The following is an 18,014-nucleotide window of genomic DNA, read 5'->3' as shown; positions in this document are numbered from 1 at the left end:
ACGCCGGAAGCGGTCCGGCCGGTCGGGGTGACCCGACCGGCCGGACCGCTTTTGTGTACGTCCGCCTCACGCCGCCAGGGTGGCGAAGACGACCACGTTGTCCCGGTAGCTGCGCACCGCCTCGTCGAACTGGCCGCCGCAGGTGACCACCCGCAGGCCCGGCCGGTCGTTCGGTCCGTACACCAGTTCGGTGGGGAAGGACGTCTTCGGGTACGACTTCACCGAGTCGACCCGGAACGTCGCCGGCTGGCCGTCCGCCCGCTGCACCGTGATCGTGTCGCCGGGCACGAGAGAGCCGAGGTTGAAGAACACGGCCGGGCCGAGCTTCGCCGAATCCACGTGCCCGACGATTACCGCGTTGCCGGTCTCACCGGGGCTCGCGCCCGGCTCGTACCAGCCAGCCTGGTCGGCCTGCTCCAACGGGGGGACCTGGACGGTGCCGTCGGGGTTGGTGCCGAGCGACATGATCGTCGCGTTGACGCCGATGCGGGGGATCTCGATGGTGGTCGGGGCGGCCCGGTCCAGCCCGACGGGAACGTCGCCCTGCGCGGCGTGCTCGCCGTCGCCCGGATTCGTGGCGTCGTCCCCGGTGGCCGTCGGCCCGGGGACCTCGGGGCCGGCCTGGGCTTGCGGCTGCGGAGGGCGGGGAGCGGGCCCGGTCTGCAACGAGGCGCCGATCATGCCGGCGCCGATCATGGCCAGGGTGACGACGACGGCCGCGCCGGCGGCACGCCACGGTCTCCCGTGACGGCCGCCGGCCCGTGTCGCCGTCACGTCAGACGAGGGAACCATCGGTCCGCCGACGACGCATCAGAACGATCCCGCCCAGCGCGGCAGCGCCGAGCAGGCTCGCGCCACCGGTGGCCAGGCCACGGTCGGTGCCGGCGCTGACGCCACCGTCACCACCGTCGACCCCACCGTGGGGCAGCACGACCAGTTCGCCCTCGCCGCACGAGCCCTTGAGCTCGTAGCGGCCCGGCTTGGCGTCCTTGTCGACCTTGGCCTCGCCGTAGTACACGAACTCGCGCTCGTGCTCCCGGCCGTTCTCGCCCTTGCCGTGGTCGCCGTACTCGTCCGAGCCGTACTCCTTGTCCGAGCCGTACTCGTCGTCGGAGCCGTACTCGTGACCCTTGGACTCCCAGCCCTTGTCCGAGCCGTACTCCTTGTCCGAGCCGTACTCCTTGTCGGAGCCGTACTCGTCGTCGGAGCCGTACTCGTGGCCCTTGGAGTCCCAGTCCTTCTTGTCTTCGTCCTTGGACTCCCAGTCCTTCTTGTCTTCGTCCTTGGACTCCCAGTCCTTCTTGTCTTCGTCCTTGGACTCCCAGTCCTTCTTGCCTTCGTCCTTGGACTCCCAGTCCTTCTTGCCCTCGTCCTTGGAGTCCCAGTCCTTCTGGTCGCGGCTGTCGTCCGCGTCCTGGCCGTGCTCCTCGCCCTTCCAGTCCTTGCTGTCCTCGTCGCCGTAGGCGTCGGCGGCAGCGCCGCCGCCCTGGCCACCAGGCTGGGCGTCGTCGGCGGGCGGCTGCGACTCGTCGTCGCCGTTCTCGCCCTTGCCGTTCTCGTCCTTGCCCTCGTGGCCCTTGCCCTGCTCGTCCTTGCCCTTGTCGTCCTTGCCCTTGTCGTCCTTGCCGTGCTCGTCCTTGCCGTGCTCGTCCTTGCCGTGCTCGTCCTTGCCCTGTTCGTCCTTGCCCTGTTCGTCCTTACCGTGCTCGTCCTTGCCCTGTTCGTCCTTGCCCTTGTCGTCGTGGTCGTAGGAGTCCTCCTCCTCGCTCCACTCGCCGCGGTCCTCGCCCCGGTCTTCCCGCGCCGGCTTGAGCTTGACCTTGCCGGTGACCTTGGACCACACGTACGCGTGCTCCTGCCGATCCGGGCAGATCTCGAGGAGCTTGACCTCGTCGCCGGCCTTCACGACGTGCGGCTTGGCGTAGACCTTGCCGTCATCGTCGTGGTGCCCGTCGGCGAACGCGATCCCCGGCGCGAACACCAGGAGCGACGCGCCGCCGAGCGCGGCGCCCGCAACGACCTTCCCGAGCATCTTCTTAGCCATGACCTGCGTCACTCCATCCCTGTTGTCCTGAGCTCGGCGACAACCGAGCTAAGACCGACGTTAGACCGTTTCATGACTTATGAAGTGAAAGATTCGCGTTTTGACCTTTGCTGGTGGTAAGCGGCTAAGGAGTGCTACGCGGCTTTCCCGGCTCGCAGTGCCGTCTCGGGACCCGCGCGGCCTTGCGTGCGGCCCGCGCTGTTACCGCCCCCCAGTGCGCGACCCGCAGTGGTCATCCCGGTAAGAGGCGACAGGTGCCGCTCGCGCTGCTCGGGGGTATCGTCCGAGTTGAGGGCAGGCCGCGCATCGAGCCATTGCCATGGAAGCGCTCCCATGCAAGAATCGGCGCACGCGGTTCGGGGAGCCACACCGCGCAGGCAGGTCGTCGAGGGCATCCGGTTCGCCGGGCGACAACCGGCCGCCGAACGGTCGGCCTCGCGCCGGCCAATCACCACCACCACCGCCCGTCCGGGTCGGGCACCCCCAATGAATCCCGTGGCGCCGGAGGCCGTCCGTGCAGGACGCCCACCGGGCCGTCTCGCCGGGCCGAACGCGCGCCCGGTCTCGCCCAAGGAGATCAGTGGCATGAATGTGTGGAGAAGGCTGTCCGGCCCACGCCGGACCCTCGCGCTCGCCGGCGCGGGCGTTCTGGTCGCCGGCGGGCTGGTGACGATCCCGGTCACCGCGGCGCAGGCCGCGACGCAGTGCGACATCGCGTACACGACCAATGACTGGCAGGGCGGCTTCACCGCCAACATCACCATCAAGAACCTCGGCGACCCGGTCAACGGTTGGACGCTCGGCTGGACCTTCCCCAACTCGAGCCAGCGGGTGCAGCAGGGCTGGTCGGCGGAGTTCACCCAGTCCGGCAGCCAGGTCACCGCCCGCAGCATGTCCTACAACGGCACGCTGGCGACCGGCGCCTCGACGACCCTCGGGTTCAACGGCGCGTGGAGCGGCAGCAACCCGAAGCCGACCTCGTTCACCCTGAACGGTGTGGTCTGCAACGGTGGCACCGGTAACCCGACCACCCCGCCGCCCACCACGCCCCCGCCGACCACGCCCCCGCCCACCACGCCTCCGCCCACGACCCCTCCGCCCACGACGCCGCCGCCGACCACCCCGCCCCCCGGGACCAAGGTCGACAACCCGTACGCCGGTGTGCGCGGATACGTGAACCCGGAGTGGAAGGCCAAGGCGGACGCCGAGCCGGGCGGAAGCCGGGTCTCGAACAACCCCACCGCCGTCTGGCTGGACCGGATCGCCGCCATCAACGGCACTCCGAACAGCAGCTCGAACGGCGCGTTCGGGGTGCGGGAGCACCTGGACGAGGCGCTGCGTCAGGGCGCCGGCTACATCCAGTTCGTGATCTACAACCTGCCCGGCCGGGACTGCTCGGCGCTCGCCTCCAACGGTGAGCTGGGCCCGAACGAACTGCCCCGGTACAAGGCCGAGTACATCGACCCGATCGCCGCGATCCAGAGCGACTCGAAGTACCGGAACATCCGGATCATCAACGTCATCGAGATCGACTCGCTGCCGAACCTGGTGACCAACACGTCCGGCCAGGCCGGCGGCACGGTCATGTGTGACACGGTCAAGGCCAACGGCGCGTACGTGAACGGTGTCGGCTACGCCCTCGCCAAGCTGGGCGCGATCGGCAACGTCTACAACTACATCGACGCCGGGCACCACGGCTGGCTCGGTTGGGACAGCAACTTCGGCCCGACCGCCGACATCCTGAAGACCGCCGCTGTCGCCTCCGGCAGCACTGTCAACAACGTGCACGGCTTCATCACCAACACCGCCAACTACTCGGCGCTCACGGAGCCGTACTTCAAGGTCACCGACAACGTGAACGGCCAGACGGTGCGGCAGTCCAAGTGGGTCGACTGGAACTTCTACGTCGACGAGCTGTCCTTCGCCCAGGCGTTCCGTACCAAGCTGATCTCGGTCGGCTTCAACTCCAACATCGGCATGCTGATCGACACGTCCCGCAACGGCTGGGGCGGTGCCAACCGGCCCACCGGACCGGGCGCGACCACCAGCGTGGACACGTACGTCAACGGTGGCCGGATCGACCGTCGGGCCCACGCCGGCAACTGGTGCAACCAGGCCGGTGCCGGTCTCGGCGAGCGACCCCGGGCCAACCCGGCGACCGGTATCGACGCCTACGTCTGGGTGAAGCCCCCGGGTGAGTCGGACGGCTCCAGCTCGGAGATCCCGAACAACGAGGGCAAGGGCTTCGACCGGATGTGCGACCCGACGTACGGCGGCAACGCCCGCAACGGCAACAACCCGACCGGTGCCCTGCCGAACGCGCCGATCTCCGGTGCGTGGTTCTCCGCCCAGTTCCGGGAGCTGATGCAGAACGCGTACCCGGCTCTCTGATCGGGTAGCTCACGCGCCAACCCGCTGCCGGCAGTAGGTGAGGCACTGCCGGCGGCAGGTTTCCCCGGGGTCCCCGGTCCGACCAGTACGGTCGGGCCGGGGACCCCCTTGTCCGCCCACGTCAGGGCACGGTGCGCTCGATCGCCGCGCGCCCGTGTTCGGCCAGGTCGCGACGGGCCTTCTCCAGGTTCTCCGGGGTGAGGTCCTGCCCGCGGGCCATCACCAGGTCCTCCGGTTCCCAGGGCTGCTCGGCCCCGGTACGGATGTTGTCGCCGCCCGCGCCGGTGCCCGTTCCGGTGGCGCCGGTGCCGGCGGCGTACGGATCGCCGATGAGGTCGTCGATGTCCGGAGCGAGGTCCTCCGGCCGGTCGCGGGGCTCGGTGAAGGTCGGCGTGTCACGGTCGGGCCCGCCTCCGGTCCGCAGCTGCCCGACGGTGCTGTCGTCGTCCACGGCAGCTGCCGTTTCCGGGCTCTCCTCCAGCGGGGGTCGGCGGTCGCGATCGGTCATGGTGCCCTCCTGTGTCCGACACGGTGCCTGATCCCCCCTCGCGTACCCGGTGCGGGGAAGCCCATGCGCGACGCCGGCGCCGTCCGTGTGGACGGCGCCGGCGCGGCGGGCACGAGGTCAGCTGTCGGGCTGCTGCTCGTTCGGGGACGGCGCCTCCGCCGGGCGCAGCCACTGCCAGAGCAGCATGAGCAGGCCGAACGCGAGCATCACGAGCCCGGCCCACAGGTTGATGCGGACACCCTCGGCCTTGTCGATCTCGGCCCGGCTGTCGAAGACGCCGATCAGCGTCACGATGATCCCGTACGCCACGAAGAGGCCACCGATCACCCGACGAATGTCGAACAGTCGGGCGGCGGCGGAGCGGCGCTCCTCGGCCTGCGTCTCGTCGATCAACGGGTCCTGCGCCGGCTGGCCGTCGTTGCTCATCTGGCCGACTCCTTTCCTAGAAGACCGGGATGTAGAAGAGGGCGGCGAGCGCGACCGCGATCACGCCCAGCAGCACGGGGGAGCGGTACCAGACGGCGTCCCCGGCGAGCACGTCGCCCTTCAGGTCGACGCCGCCCATGCCGTAGACCAGCCCGCGCAGCTCCTCGTCGCGCTTGGCCGCCGTGAGCGGGGTGAGGATCGCGGCGACCACCGCCACGGTGACGAACGCGATGCCGGCGCCCCAGAAGCTCTCCTCCAGGTCGGAGTTGAAGTCGATCACGCCGCCCTTGTAGAGCAGGTAGGTCGCCAGCGACGCCAGCGTGCCGAGCAGCAGCGACCAGAAACCGGCAAGCGCGCTCATCCGCTTCCAGAACATGCCGATGATGAACGTGGCGAACAACGGCGCGTTGAACAGCGAGAAGAGCGCCTGGATGTAGTTCATGATGTTGCTGAACCCGGACGCGATGAACGCCGTCCCGATGCCGATCACCACGGCGCCGACAGTCGCCCACCGACCGATGCGCAGGTAGTACTCGTCGGACCGGCCGCGGCGCACGTACGCCTGCCAGATGTCGTAGGTGAAGACGGTGTTGAAGCCGCTCACGTTGGCCGCCATGCCGGCCATGAACGACGCGAGCAGGCCGGTGACCGCCACCCCGAGCACGCCGTTGGGCAGCAGGTCCCGCATGAGCAGCGGAATCGCGTTGTTGTACTGCAGGTCACCGCTGTCCGCGCCGAGCCCCTTCACCGTCACGAGGGCCACCAGGCCGGGGATGATCGTGACCAGGGGAATGAACAGCTTCGGGTACGCGGCGATGATCGGCGTACGCCGGGCGGCGCTCATGTTCTTCGCCGACAGCGCGCGCTGCACCTCGGCGAAGTTCGTCGTCCAGTAGCCGAACGAGAGCACGAAACCGAGGCCGAACACGATGCCGATCCACTGCGCGCCGAGCGGGTTGTCGGTGCTGGCGGTGTCCTGCCATGCGTGCAGACCCGCCTCGCCGAGCTTCGAGTCGCGGACCGCGTCCATCAGCCCGCTCACTCCGCCGACCTTGACCAGGCCGATCACGGTGACCGGGATGAGGCCCGCCAGGATGACGAAGAACTGGAGCACCTCGTTGTAGATCGCCCCGGACAGGCCGCCGATGGTGATGTACGCGAGCACGATCGCCGCGCCGACCACGATCGCCGTCCAGAGCGGCCAGCCGAGCAGCGCCTGCATGACCAGGGCCAGCGCGTAGAGGTTCACCCCGGCGATCAGCACCTGGGCGACGGCGAAGCTGAGCGCGTTCAGCAGGTGGGTCGGTCGGTTGAAGCGCAGCCGCAGGTACTCGGGCACGCTGCGGACCTTGGACCCGTAGTAGAAGGGCATCATCACGATGCCCAGGAAGACCATCGCCGGCACGGCGCCGATCCAGTAGTAGTGGACCGTCATGACGCCGTACTGGGCGCCGTTCGCCGCCATACCGATGATCTCCAGCGCGCCCAGGTTCGCGGAGACGAACGCGAGGCCGGTCACCCAGGCCGGCAGGGAACGACCGGAGAGGAAGAAGTCGACGCTGGTCCGGATCGCCCGCCGGGCGGCGAAGCCCACTCCGAGGACGGTGACGAAGTACAGCGCAAGAATCAGGTAGTCCAGCCCGTTCATGTTGAGCCGCAGACCGCCGCCGTCCATCCCGTCACCCCTCGTCCCGACGTTGGCACCGGATTTGATGCGCGCGCCCTATTACCCACTACGCGAGGTTTCACGCCTGCGCGTCCGCTCCGGTGCTTTCTCGCCCGCTCGGGCGGCTCGCCCTTCGACGGGTGGGGCGCGCGCAGCGCCCCCAGGACGCGAAAGGGGCGCCCCGGCCGGCCGGCCGGGGCGCCCCTTTTCGATCGAGTCGCCTCAGCGACCCAGTACGCGGTCCAGGAAGTCCCGGTAGTTGCGGACGGCCATCCGCAGCTGCTCGGTGTCCGCCGAGCCGGCGTCCTGCCACCCGCCGAGGGTGTTCTTCTGCGCGGCCAGTGCCGAGGCGAGAGCCTGGATGGCCTCCTCCACCAGGGCCTGAGCCTCGCCGGCGGCGGCGTGCGGATCGTCGACGAAACGCAGCTGCACGTCCCGCCAGCGGTCCCGGAATCCCTGCGCGGTGTCCCCGTCGAGGAGCGTGGCCGGTTCGGCGGCGACTGTCGAGCCGGCGGGCCGCGACGTCCCGGCGGATTCCAGGGAGCCGCCGGCCGCCACGGCGGTGACCGGTTCGGCGTCGGCGTCCGGGTCCACCATCTCGGGAGACGCGCTGCCGTAGCCGGCCGCGCCCGCCGCGTCGGGATCGCCGGCCCAGTCGGTCAGGTCGCCGCGCCGCTCGGCCGCACCGTCCGTGCTGTCGGCCGCGACGACGGTGCGGGTGGAGGTGTCGGTGTCCGAGCGCCGGCCCTCGGCGTCCAGGTCGGCGTCCTCGTCGGTCGTCGCTGCGGCGTCCAGGTCGGTCTCCGGGACGCCGTCGCGGCGGTGCAGCTCGGCGGTGGGGTCGGCGCGCAGACCCTCCCGCTCGCCGTCCTCGGCGCCGTCGCCCGGTTGGGCGGTTCGCTCGGCCCGCGGGTCCGGCTGGTCCTGCGGGTAGGGGCTCGCCAGTGCGGACGCCGCCACCGCGTCGGCCACCGTGGTGGCGCCGAAGGCGGTCGGCAGCGGCCCCGGCTCGTGGAAGCCACCCTCGTCGTCGGGCCGGCTCCGGCGGTCGGTGTCCTCGGCCCGCTGGTCGTCGGCCCACTCGTCGGTCCGGTCGTCGGCGGTCCGGTCGTCGGTCAGGTCGTCGTCGGTCCGGTCGTCGTCGGTCCGGTCCCGGAAGGCTCCCGGGTCGGTGCCGTTGGCCCGCTCGTGCTCGTCGGCCGGGTCGGCGTCGGTGGTCGGGTCGTGGTCGGTGGCCCGGTCGTGGTCGGTGGTCGGATCGTCGAAGGTGCCCCGGTCGTCCAGGGCGTCCTCGGGTACGTCCGAGCGGGCGGCCCGGTCGTCGGTCGGCGGCACCGGCACCGGTGCGGACCGGACGGCCTCCGGATGGTCGTTGCTCACCTGCTGCTCTTCGTGGCGCATCGGTGGCCTCCTCAGCGGCTCGTGGCGTCGTGCGGAGTGTCCGGGTGGGAACCCTGTTCGGGCGTGCGCTGACCGACCGGCTCCTCGCCGAGCAGGTCGGCGAAGAGGGCCCGGTAGTGCACGACCGCCTGGCGCAGCTCCTCGGTGCTCGCCTCGCCCCGCGAGTTGCGGAGGTGGATCTCGTGCGCGTCCCGGTAGTTGGTCAGCGTGCGGGCGTGCTCGACGGAGAGGTGGGCGATCTGGTCGGAGAAGTCCCCGGTCGGATAGCCCTGCTCCTCGATGAGCCGGGTGACCAGTTCGTCGGCGTCACCCACGGTCTCGCCCGGCGAGTCGATGAAGCGGATCTGGAGCTCTTCCCAGGCGGCGGCGTAACGGGCCCGCGACTCCGGGCTGAGCGGGGTGAGCGTGAGCTCGGAGTGCCGGCGTTCCCGGTCGCGCAGCTCGCGCTCCGCGGCGGACCGGCTGTCCTGCTCCTGCACCACCCGGTCGTACTCCGGCCCGAACCGGCTGCGCAGCGCGCGGCGACGGCCGACCGTCCTGACGGCCACGGCGATCGCCGCGACGATCACCAGCACGACGAGCACGATGACGATTATCTGCGTGGGCGACATGGGCTCCTCCTTCGTCCTCTGGTATTCCCTCCGCGTACTGATCGCCAATCCCGATCCGAGGCACTTTCCTCGCTGGTCTCGGCCGGGGTCGCCACATTTCGGCGCAAAAACTTGACTCATTCCAGATAACGCGCTTGGGTGGGTGGTGCCCGCCGTACGCCCGCGAGCGACCCGCCCGACCGACCCGGGACCGGTCAGGCACGCCGCACCACGCATCCGGAGGAGACCGATGAGCGACCCGCAGGCCGACAGGCCGACCCTCACCACCCGCCAGGGTCACCCCGTGCACAACAACCAGCAGCAGCGGACGGTCGGCTCACGCGGGCCTGCCACGCTGGAGAACTACCACTTCCTGGAGAAGATCAGCCACTTCGACCGGGAGCGCATCCCGGAGCGGGTGGTGCACGCGCGCGGCTTCGTCGCGCACGGCGAGTTCGAGGCGTACGGGACGATCGGCGACAAGCCGGCCGCCACGTACACCCGGGCCAAGCTGTTCCAGACCAGGGGCGCGAAGACCCCGGTCACCATCCGCTTCTCCACGGTCATCGGCGGCCGGGACTCCTCCGAGGCCGCCCGCGACCCGCGCGGCTTCGCGGTGAAGTTCCGCACCCAGGACGGCAACTGGGACCTGGTCGGCAACAACCTGCAGGTCTTCTTCATCCGCGACGCGATCAAGTTCCCCGACGTGATCCACTCGCTGAAGCCCGATCCGGTGACCTTCCGACAGGAGCCGAACCGCATCTTCGACTTCATGTCCAACACGCCCGAGTCGATGCACATGCTGACCTGGCTCTTCTCCCCGTACGGCATTCCGCGCAACTACCGCACCATGCGCGGGTCCGGCGTGAACACCTACCGCCTCGTGAACGCGCAGGGCGAGGGCGTGCTGGTCAAGTTCCACTGGCTGACCCAGCAGGGCGAGCACAACCTGACCCAGGCCGAGGCGGACGCCATCCAGGCCACCGAGCTGGGCCACGCCTCGAAGGACCTGTACGAGGCGATCGAGCGCGGTGAGTACCCGCAGTGGGAGCTCAACGTGCAGATCATGAGCGACGACGAGCACCCCGAGCTGGACTTCGACCCGCTCGACGACACCAAGATCTGGCCGGAGGAGCAGTTCCCCTACCTGCCGGTCGGCATGATGACGCTCAACCGCAACATCACCGACCACCACAACGAGAACGAGCAGATCGCCTTCGGCACCGGCGTGCTCGTCGACGGGATCGATTTCTCCGACGACAAGATGCTCGTCGGGCGGACGTTCTCCTACTCGGACACCCAGCGCTACCGGGTCGGCCCGAACTACCTGCAACTCCCGGTGAACCGGCCGCGCGAGGACGTCCAGGTCAACACCAACCAGGGCGGCGGTCAGATGTCGTACGGGGTGGACGACCGCGGCGGCAACCCGCACATCAACTTCGAGCCGTCCTCGGTGGCCGGTCTCCAGGAGGCCGACGAGTCCTACCGGGAGTACCGGCCCTTCGTCTCCGGGCACGTCATGAAGGCCCCGATCGAGCGGCAGAACAACTACGCGCAGGCCGGCCGCCGCTTCCGCGAGATGACCGACGCCGAGCGCGACGACCTGGTGCACAACCTGACCACGCTGCTGGCCCAGTGTGACAAGCACATCCAGGAGAAGATGGTCTGGCACTTCAGCCAGTGCGACGCCAGCTACGGCCGCCGCGTCGCCGAAGGGCTCGGCCTCGCCGACAACGTCTGATCCGTACCGCGCCGGCACGAGCGCCCCACCGGTCACCGGTGGGGCGCTCGTCGTACCGGGAGGCAGGCGCGTTCCGCAGCGTCGATGTCGGTGCGACGGGCGGTAGTGCAACCGGGCGCGATTACGTATCCTGCCCAAGGCGCCCGCGCCGGTGCCCGGCCTGACGACCGGGTGCGCGACCGGCGAGCGCGTTGCCCGGCGGTGCCGGCGCCCCTCCTGCCACCCCTTGACGGGCGAGGTCTGATGAGAACCCGCGACTGGCCGATCCGCTCGAAGCTGACCGCGTTGGTCGTCGCTCCGGTGACCGCGCTCCTCGCGCTGTGGATCTTCGCGACGACGTTGACGTTCGGCCCCGCCCTCAACCTGCTCTCCGCGCGCACCCTCCTGTACGACCTGGGCCGTCCCGGCGAGGCGGTCGTCACCGAGCTGCAACGCGAGCGTCGACTGTCGGTGGTGCAGCTCGCCGGCACCACCGAGCTGCCCGCCCTGGCCGAGCAGCGCCAGCGTACGGATCGGGCGATCGCCGAGCTGCGCCGCCGGGTCGACGGGGAGGCGTTGCGCGACGCCGCCGACGAGCTGTTGGAGGACCGGGTCGACCGGCTGGTCACCGCGCTGGCGGCGTTGCCGACCGGACGCGACTTCATCGACGACGGCATGATGGACCGCGCCGGGGCTCTCGGCCTCTACAGCGGCATGGTCACGGCAGCCTTCCAGGCGTTCTCCGCGATGGCGAATCTGAGCGATCCGGCAATCAACCGACAGGCGCTGGCCCTCACCTCGCTGGGCCGTTCCCGGGAGCTGCTCGGCCAGACCGACGCCATGCTGGCCGGCGTGCTGACCGCCGGCACGTTCGCCGAGGGGGAGCACGCCCTGCTCGTGCAGGCCATCGGCAACCAGCGGTGGCTCACCGAGAGCGCAGTGGCCGACCTGCCCGAGGCCGGGCGCACCGCGTACCAGCGACTGACCGAGAGCCCGGAGTTCACCAGCCTGCGCGCGATGCAGGACGCGTTGATCGGGGCCAACCGGTCCGGGCGGCCACCTGTGGACGCGGCGTCGTGGCAGACCAGCCACGACGCCGTACAGCAGCAGTTGCGTGACTTCGAACTGTCCGAGGCCGACGCGCTCACCGACCGTTCGGTGCCGATGGCCGTCTGGATCCTGGTCCGGCTGGCCGCCGCCGGTGTGCTCGGACTCGCCGCCGTGGTGGTCTCGGTGCTGGTGTCGCTGCGGGTCGGCCGCACGCTGGTCCGGCGACTCAGCGGGGTCCGTACCGCCGCCCTGGAGCTGGCCGAGCACCGACTGCCGGACGTGGTGACCCGACTGCGCCGCGGCGAGCAGGTCGACGTCGCCCGGGAGGCGCCACCCCTGAAGTACGGCAACGACGAGATCGGCGAGGTCGGGCGGGCCTTCACCGAGGTGCAGCGCACCGCCGTCCAGGCCGCCGTGGACGAGGTCACCCTGCGCCGGGGGCTCAACGAGGTGTTCCTCAACATCGCCCGACGCAGCCAGGGCCTGGTGCACCGGCAGCTGCACCTGCTGGACCGGATGGAACGTCGCGCCGAGGACCCGGACGAGCTCGCCGAACTGTTCCAGGTGGACCACCTGGCCACCCGACTCCGCCGGCACGCCGAGGACCTGGTCATTCTCGCCGGCTCCGCGCCGGGCCGAGGGTGGCGCAACCCGGTCGCGATGGTCGACCTGGTCCGCGGCGCGATCAGCGAGGTCGAGGCGTACGACCGGGTGGACATCACCACCGTGCAGCCGGTCGGCGTGCTGGGTCGGGCGGTCGGCGACATCATCCACCTGCTCGCCGAGCTGGTCGAGAACGCCACCGCCTTCTCACCGCCGGACACCCGGGTGACCATCAGCGGGGAGCAGGTCGCCAACGGGTACGTCCTGGAGGTCACCGACCAGGGGCTGGGAATGTCCGCTGCCGCGTTGGAGAGCGCCAACACCCGGCTGGCCAGCTCGCCCGAGTTCGACCCGGCGCAGAGTGCCCGACTCGGCCTGTTCGTGGTGGCCCGGCTGGCGGCCCGGCACGCTGTCCGCGTACAGCTGCGGTCCTCCGCGGCGAGCGGCGTCACCGCCGTGGTGCTGGTCCCCGCCGACCTGATCACCACCGAGCCGCCGGCCGGCCCCGACCCCGCCACGCTGCCCGCCACGGCGGGCGACCGGCGGCTGGCCCGACCGGTGCGCCGAGGCGCGGTGCCCCGGCCCCGCGCCGGCCGTGGCAGCACGGCCGTGGCCGCGACCGCCACCGACGACCTGCCCACCCTGGCCCTTCCCACCGGCCCGACGCCCGACCGCCCGTCCGCCGACGGATCGGGCGCCAGCGCCGACGTCCCTGGCGCCGACGGCGGGTCGTCCTCCGACGGGACGGCTGACGACCTGGAGGGGCTGCCCCGCCGGGTGCGCCGGCGTACCCCCACCGCCCTGCCCCGGTCCACCGTCGCCGACGCGCCGTCGCCACGTTCGCCGGAGGAGGTACGCCGGGTCATGGCGGCCCTCCAGGCCGGCACCGCACGCGGCCGGGCCACAGTCGTCGCCCCGGGCTCGACCGCTCGGGGCGGTGCGCCCGGCACCACCGCTCCGGCGAACCGCGCGGATGCGACCCCGGCTGCGGCAGGCCCGACACCGGCGCCTCCGACGGCCTCCGAACCTCCGACCGCGACTGAGAGGGACGCCTAGTGCGGCAGACGACGAAGCAGAGCGCCAGCCTCGACTGGTTGCTCGACGAGTTGGTGCAACGGGTGCCGGCCGCCCGCGAGGCGGTGGTGCTCTCCGCCGACGGGCTGCTGCTCGGCGCCTCGGCCGAGCTGGAGCGCTCCGACGCCGAGCACCTCTGCGCGCTCGCCGCCGGGTTCTCCAGCCTGGCCCGGGGCGCGAGCCGGCACGTGGACGGCGGTCCGGTCCGGCAGACGGTGGTCGAGATGGAGTCGGCGTACCTCTTCGTCACCGCCGCCGGGCAGGGTGCCTGCCTGGCCGTGGTGAGCGACGCCGACGCGGACATCGGCCTGGTCGCGTACGAGATGGCGATGCTCGTCATCCGCGTGGGGGAGAACCTCACCGCCGCCGCCCGAGGATCGACGGATGCCGGTGATGCGGGCTGAGCCGCCCGGCCCCCAGCACGAGTGGCTGGACGGCGACGCGGGCCCGGTGGTCCGCCCGTACACGCTCACCGGCGGCCGGGTGCGCTCGGCGGTCGACGGGTTCGACCTGGTCGCGTTCGTGCTGGCCGCCTCGGACCTCGACCTGGCGGCCCACCCGCAGCTGCCGCCGGAGCACCGGCGGCTGGTCACGTTGGCCGGGCGTCCGGTGTCGGTGGCCGAGCTGGCGGCCGAGCTGGACCTCGCGGTCGGGGTGATCCGGGTGCTGCTCGGTGACCTCCTCGCTCAGGGGCTGGTCGCGGTGCACGAGCCGCCGGCCGGCAGCGACCTTCCCGACGACGACATCCTCAAGGCGGTGGTCAGTGGACTCCGTGCGCTATGACCAGGCGGGCACCTCGGTCACCGTCCCGCTGGCACTGAAGATCCTCATCGCCGGGGGCTTCGGTGCCGGCAAGACGACGCTGGTGAGCGCGTTGAGCGAGGTTCGACCGTTGCAGACCGAGGAGGTGCTGACCGACGCCGGCGTCGGCACCGACGACATCTCCGGGGTGGAGGGCAAGTCGACCACCACGGTGGCGATGGACTTCGGCCGGATCACCATCAACGACGACCTTCAGGTGTACCTGTTCGGCACCCCCGGCCAGGACCGGTTCTGGTTCCTCTGGGACGAGCTGGCCTTCGGCGCCCTCGGCGCGGTGGTGCTCGCCGACACGCGGCGGCTGGCCGACTGCTTCCCCTCGATCGACTACTTCGAGCAGCGTGGCATCCCGTTCGTGGTGGGCGTGAACTGCTTCGAGGACACCCGTCGGTTCGAGCTGGAGACCGTACGCCGGGCGCTCGACCTGGATCCGGACGTGCCGATGGTGCTCTGCGACGCCCGGGACCGGCAGTCCGGCAAGCTGGTGTTGATCTCCCTGGTCGAGCACGTCGCCCGGCAGCGCGGTGAGCCGGTGCCGGCCGCCTGACCCGACCCCGCCGTGCGGGCGGGCGACCTGGCACCGGCCCGCCGACGCGGGATCGGCGGGCCGATCCGGTCCCCGGAAAGCCGGTTAGCGGGTCGGCTCCGTGGGCAGCTCTGGTTGGATCTACTCCAGGATGCCGGCAAAGGGGTGCAGCGTGACTGGTCAGGGCGGGATCGTCCACATCGGGGGTTACACCGCGCAGAGCGGAGGGCGGGGCAGCGGCATCGTCGCCGCTCACCGGGACCCGGCAACCGGGGTGCTGACCTCCCTCGGCACGGTGGCGGTCACGCCGTCGCCGTCGTTCCTCGTGCGGCACCCCACCCGTCCGGTGCTCTACGCGGTCAACGAGCTGACCGACGGGGCGATCAGCGCCTGGCAGGTCGGTCCGGACGGCGCGCTGGACGCGCTCGGCAGCTTCTCGACCGGCGGCGCCGAGCCCTGTCACCTGGCGGTGCTGCCCGACGGTGACCATTTGGCGGCGGCCAACTACGGCGGCGGCAGCGTCGCGGTCTTCCCGCTCGACGCGCAGGGCGTTCCCGGCGAGCGCACCGATCTGGTGGTGCACGAGGGGCACGGCCCCGACCCGGAACGCCAGGACCGGGCGCACGCCCACATGGTCTCCCCGGGCCGGGGTCGAGGGCCGCTGCTGGCGGTGGATCTCGGCACCGACTCGGTCTACCGGTACGACCTGGACGGGGCGAGCGGGCGGCTGGTCCCGCGCGGTCCGCGGATGCGGACGGCGCCCGGCACCGGGCCCCGGCACCTGGCCCGCCATCCCGACGGCCGGCGCTGCTATCTGGTCGGCGAGCTGGACGCCTCGGTCACCGCGTACGAGTTGACCGACGACGGGGCGCTGCACCAGCGTGGCCGGGTCGAGGCGAGTGAGCGGGCGGGCCACGTCCAGCCGTCGGAGGTCGCGGTCGACCCGGACGGCCGTTTCCTCTACGTCGCCAACCGCGGGGTCGGCACCATCGCCGTCTTCGACCTGGCCGGTGAGCTGCCCGAGCTGGTGGCCGAAGTGGACACCGGCGGTGAGTGGCCGCGGCACTTCGCCCTCATCGGCGAGCACCTGTACGTCGCCGACGAGCGGGCGGACATGGTGCGGGCCTTCCGGCGGGACGCGAGCACCGGCATCCCGGCACCGGTCGGCGAGCCCGTCGCGGTGGCGAGCCCGACCTGCGTGCTGCCGTGAGTCGGTCGGGCGGCGGGACCGGACGTGAGAGAGAAACCGGTTTGGCAACGGCGTGGGGCCATCTCGTCACACTCTGTTGCTAAAAAGTGATCAACTGTTTCTCCTGCGTAACTTTAGTCCGAACGGATGTGGCAGAGACGGCACCTAATACGCAAGATGGTCAGCGTGTCAGCAGGCCGCCATCGCATGCGTTCGAAACTCCATCTAGCAGCCGCCGCCGCGACGGCGACGGTTCTCGTCGTCACCACCGGCGTCTGGTTCGGCTATAAGGAGCTGATCCAGCCCAGCTGTTCAGGAGAGATTCGACTCGCCGTCGCGGTCGCCTCCGAGCTGGCGCCCGCGGTGGACGCCGCCGCGTCCCAGTGGGTCAAGGACGGCGCCGCGGTCGGCCCCACCTGCATCCGGGTGGACGTCTCGGCGTCCGACCCGGTCGACGTGGCCGCCGTGGTGGCCGCGAAGCACGGTGCCGTGCTGGCCGGCGTCGGTCAGGCCAGCGGAACGGCCGTCACCCCGGACGTCTGGGTGCCGGACTCGTCGACCTGGCTGCTGCGTCTGAAGAAGGACGCCACCGCGTTCGCGCCGACCAACGGCGCCTCCATCGCGCGCAGCCCCGTGGTCGTGGCGATGCCCGAGCCGGTGGCCACGCGGCTGGGGTGGCCCAACGCCAAGTTCACCTGGACCGATCTGCTCAAGCAGGTCAACAGCAGCAAGCCGCTGCGTACCGGCATCGTCGAGCCGACCCGGGACGCGGCCGGCCTGTCCGGCCTGCTCTCGCTGACCACGGCCGCCAGCGGCTCCGGCGGGGACGCGCAGCGCAAAACCGTCGGCGCGCTGCGGGCGCTGGCCACGGGTCGCTCCTCGCTCCGCAACGACCTGCTGGCCCGCTTCCCGACCGCCACGGACCCGACGTCCATCGCGAGCGCGCTCGGAGCGGCGGCGCTCTCCGAAGAAGACGTGATCGCCTACAACAGCAAGAAGCCCCCGGTGCCGCTCGCCGCGCTCTACATGGAGCCGGCCCCGATGCCGCTGGACTACCCGTACGCGGTGCTGCCCGGCATCGAGCCGACCAAGGCGGCCGCGGCGAAGGTGCTGTTCGAGCTGCTCACCGCCCCGAAGTTCCGGGACCGGCTGGCGGCGCAGTCGCTGCGCGGTCCGGACGGCAACTGGGGTGCCGGCTTCAACGCGCCGCAGGGCGCCCCGAGCCCGGCCGGCGGCGCGTCGACCGCCCCGGCGGCCGGCGGCACCGCGGCGGGCGGCCTGGACCCGGCCGCGATACAGCGTGTCGTCTCCAGCTGGTCGATCGCCACCCAGTCCGGCCGGATGCTCGCCGTCATCGACGTCTCCGGCTCGATGAAGGACCAGGTGCCCAGCGCCAACAACCGCAGCCGCGAGGAGGTCACCGTGGACGCGGCCCGCCGCGGCCTGGGCCTCTTCGACGACTCCTGGTCCATCGGCCTGTGGACCTTCTCCACGAAGTTGGTCGGCAACCGGGACTACCGGGAACTGGTCCCGATCGGGCCGCTCTCCGGCCAGCGGACGCAGTTGGAGGGGGCGCTGGCCACGATCAAGCCGTCCAGCGGTGACACCGGCCTCTACGACACCATGCTGGCCGCGTACCAGGCGGTGCAGGAGGACTGGCAGCCTGGCCGGGTCAACTCGATCGTGCTGTTCACCGACGGCAAGAACGAGGACGACAACGGTCTCAACCAGGCGCAACTGCTCGCCAAGCTCAAGCAGATCGCCGACCCGGAGCGGCCCGTGCAGGTCATCATGATCGGTATCGGCGAGGGCGTCAGCAAGACCGAGTTGGAGTCGATCACCAAGGTGACCGGCGGCGACGTGTTCGTCACCAAGGACCCGAACGAGATCGGCAGCATCTTCCTCACCGCCATCGCGCGCCGCCCCCCGGCGCCGCGCTGACCGGCCGCACAGCAGGAGAAACCCGCCGTACCGCGTCAGCGGTGCGGCGGGTTCCTTTTATGGCCG

At 71.1% G+C, this 18,014-nt stretch carries 15 protein-coding genes; 8 read left to right on the top strand and 7 right to left on the bottom strand.

Features of this window, described 5'->3' with window-relative positions; translation table 11 throughout:
• Positions 1-66: 66 nt before the first annotated feature.
• Positions 67-774, bottom strand: coding sequence for a class F sortase (locus ACLQ27_RS07420; protein ID WP_234582061.1), 708 nt, complete (start codon positions 772-774; stop codon positions 67-69).
• Position 775: 1 nt separating this feature from the next.
• Positions 776-2,044, bottom strand: coding sequence for a hypothetical protein (locus tag ACLQ27_RS07415; protein ID WP_425866041.1), 1,269 nt, complete (start codon positions 2,042-2,044; stop codon positions 776-778).
• A 585-nt stretch (positions 2,045-2,629) separates the two neighbouring features.
• On the opposite strand from ACLQ27_RS07415, the gene ACLQ27_RS07410 reads away from it, so the two are divergent.
• On the top strand, positions 2,630-4,435 hold the full coding sequence (locus ACLQ27_RS07410; protein WP_357575735.1) for a glycoside hydrolase family 6 protein: 1,806 nt from the start codon (positions 2,630-2,632) through the stop codon (positions 4,433-4,435).
• A gap of 121 nt (positions 4,436-4,556) precedes the next feature.
• Here ACLQ27_RS07410 and ACLQ27_RS07405 read toward each other — a convergent pair whose 3' ends face one another.
• The 5 genes from ACLQ27_RS07405 to ACLQ27_RS07385 form a co-directional block, all read right to left on the bottom strand.
• The gene (locus tag ACLQ27_RS07405; protein ID WP_234582064.1) at positions 4,557-4,943 is read right to left on the bottom strand and encodes a hypothetical protein; all 387 of its coding nucleotides are present in this window, start codon (positions 4,941-4,943) and stop codon (positions 4,557-4,559) included.
• Between the two features lie 117 nt (positions 4,944-5,060).
• A complete protein-coding gene (locus tag ACLQ27_RS07400) occupies positions 5,061-5,369 on the bottom strand; it encodes a hypothetical protein (protein WP_357496068.1) in 309 nt (102 codons plus the stop codon).
• 16 nt (positions 5,370-5,385) lie between these two features.
• A complete protein-coding gene (locus ACLQ27_RS07395; RefSeq protein ID WP_234582066.1) occupies positions 5,386-7,044 on the bottom strand; it encodes a sodium:solute symporter family protein in 1,659 nt (552 codons plus the stop codon).
• Positions 7,045-7,257: 213 nt separating this feature from the next.
• Complete coding sequence (locus ACLQ27_RS07390) at positions 7,258-8,436, bottom strand: hypothetical protein (RefSeq protein WP_425866038.1); 1,179 nt, start codon at positions 8,434-8,436, stop codon at positions 7,258-7,260.
• A gap of 11 nt (positions 8,437-8,447) precedes the next feature.
• Positions 8,448-9,047 (bottom strand): hypothetical protein, encoded by a 600-nt coding sequence (locus tag ACLQ27_RS07385; RefSeq protein ID WP_234582068.1) that lies wholly within the window; start codon positions 9,045-9,047, stop codon positions 8,448-8,450.
• Between the two features lie 229 nt (positions 9,048-9,276).
• Here ACLQ27_RS07385 and ACLQ27_RS07380 point away from each other — a divergent pair, with 229 nt between their 5' ends.
• The 7 genes from ACLQ27_RS07380 to ACLQ27_RS07350 all read left to right on the top strand — a co-directional run bounded on the left by ACLQ27_RS07380 (position 9,277) and on the right by ACLQ27_RS07350 (position 17,948).
• Positions 9,277-10,767: a catalase gene (locus tag ACLQ27_RS07380; protein ID WP_357496071.1), complete on the top strand. Its 1,491-nt coding sequence runs from the start codon at positions 9,277-9,279 to the stop codon at positions 10,765-10,767.
• Positions 10,768-11,010: 243 nt separating this feature from the next.
• Positions 11,011-13,455, top strand: a complete 2,445-nt coding sequence (locus tag ACLQ27_RS07375) for a nitrate- and nitrite sensing domain-containing protein (RefSeq protein ID WP_425866036.1) — start codon at positions 11,011-11,013, stop codon at positions 13,453-13,455.
• On the top strand, positions 13,455-13,877 hold the full coding sequence (locus ACLQ27_RS07370) for a roadblock/LC7 domain-containing protein (RefSeq protein ID WP_234582163.1): 423 nt from the start codon (positions 13,455-13,457) through the stop codon (positions 13,875-13,877). The genes ACLQ27_RS07375 and ACLQ27_RS07370 overlap by 1 nt, the downstream gene beginning before the upstream one ends.
• Positions 13,867-14,256, top strand: a complete 390-nt coding sequence (locus ACLQ27_RS07365) for a DUF742 domain-containing protein (RefSeq protein WP_234582164.1) — start codon at positions 13,867-13,869, stop codon at positions 14,254-14,256. The genes ACLQ27_RS07370 and ACLQ27_RS07365 overlap by 11 nt, the downstream gene beginning before the upstream one ends.
• Positions 14,237-14,839 (top strand): GTP-binding protein, encoded by a 603-nt coding sequence (locus ACLQ27_RS07360; protein ID WP_234582070.1) that lies wholly within the window; start codon positions 14,237-14,239, stop codon positions 14,837-14,839. The genes ACLQ27_RS07365 and ACLQ27_RS07360 overlap by 20 nt, the downstream gene beginning before the upstream one ends.
• 151 nt (positions 14,840-14,990) lie before the next feature.
• A complete protein-coding gene (locus ACLQ27_RS07355; RefSeq protein ID WP_234582071.1) occupies positions 14,991-16,028 on the top strand; it encodes a lactonase family protein in 1,038 nt (345 codons plus the stop codon).
• Positions 16,029-16,193: 165 nt separating this feature from the next.
• Positions 16,194-17,948, top strand: coding sequence for a substrate-binding domain-containing protein (locus ACLQ27_RS07350; protein ID WP_234582072.1), 1,755 nt, complete (start codon positions 16,194-16,196; stop codon positions 17,946-17,948).
• The last annotated feature ends 66 nt before the right edge of the window (positions 17,949-18,014 follow it).

The organism is Micromonospora sp. DT63 (assembly GCF_049841615.1).
In the GTDB taxonomy this organism is placed as follows: Bacteria; Actinomycetota; Actinomycetes; order Mycobacteriales; family Micromonosporaceae; genus Micromonospora.
The sequence above is the reverse complement of the archived record's forward strand: the minus strand, read 5'-3'. Positions and strand labels throughout refer to the sequence as shown.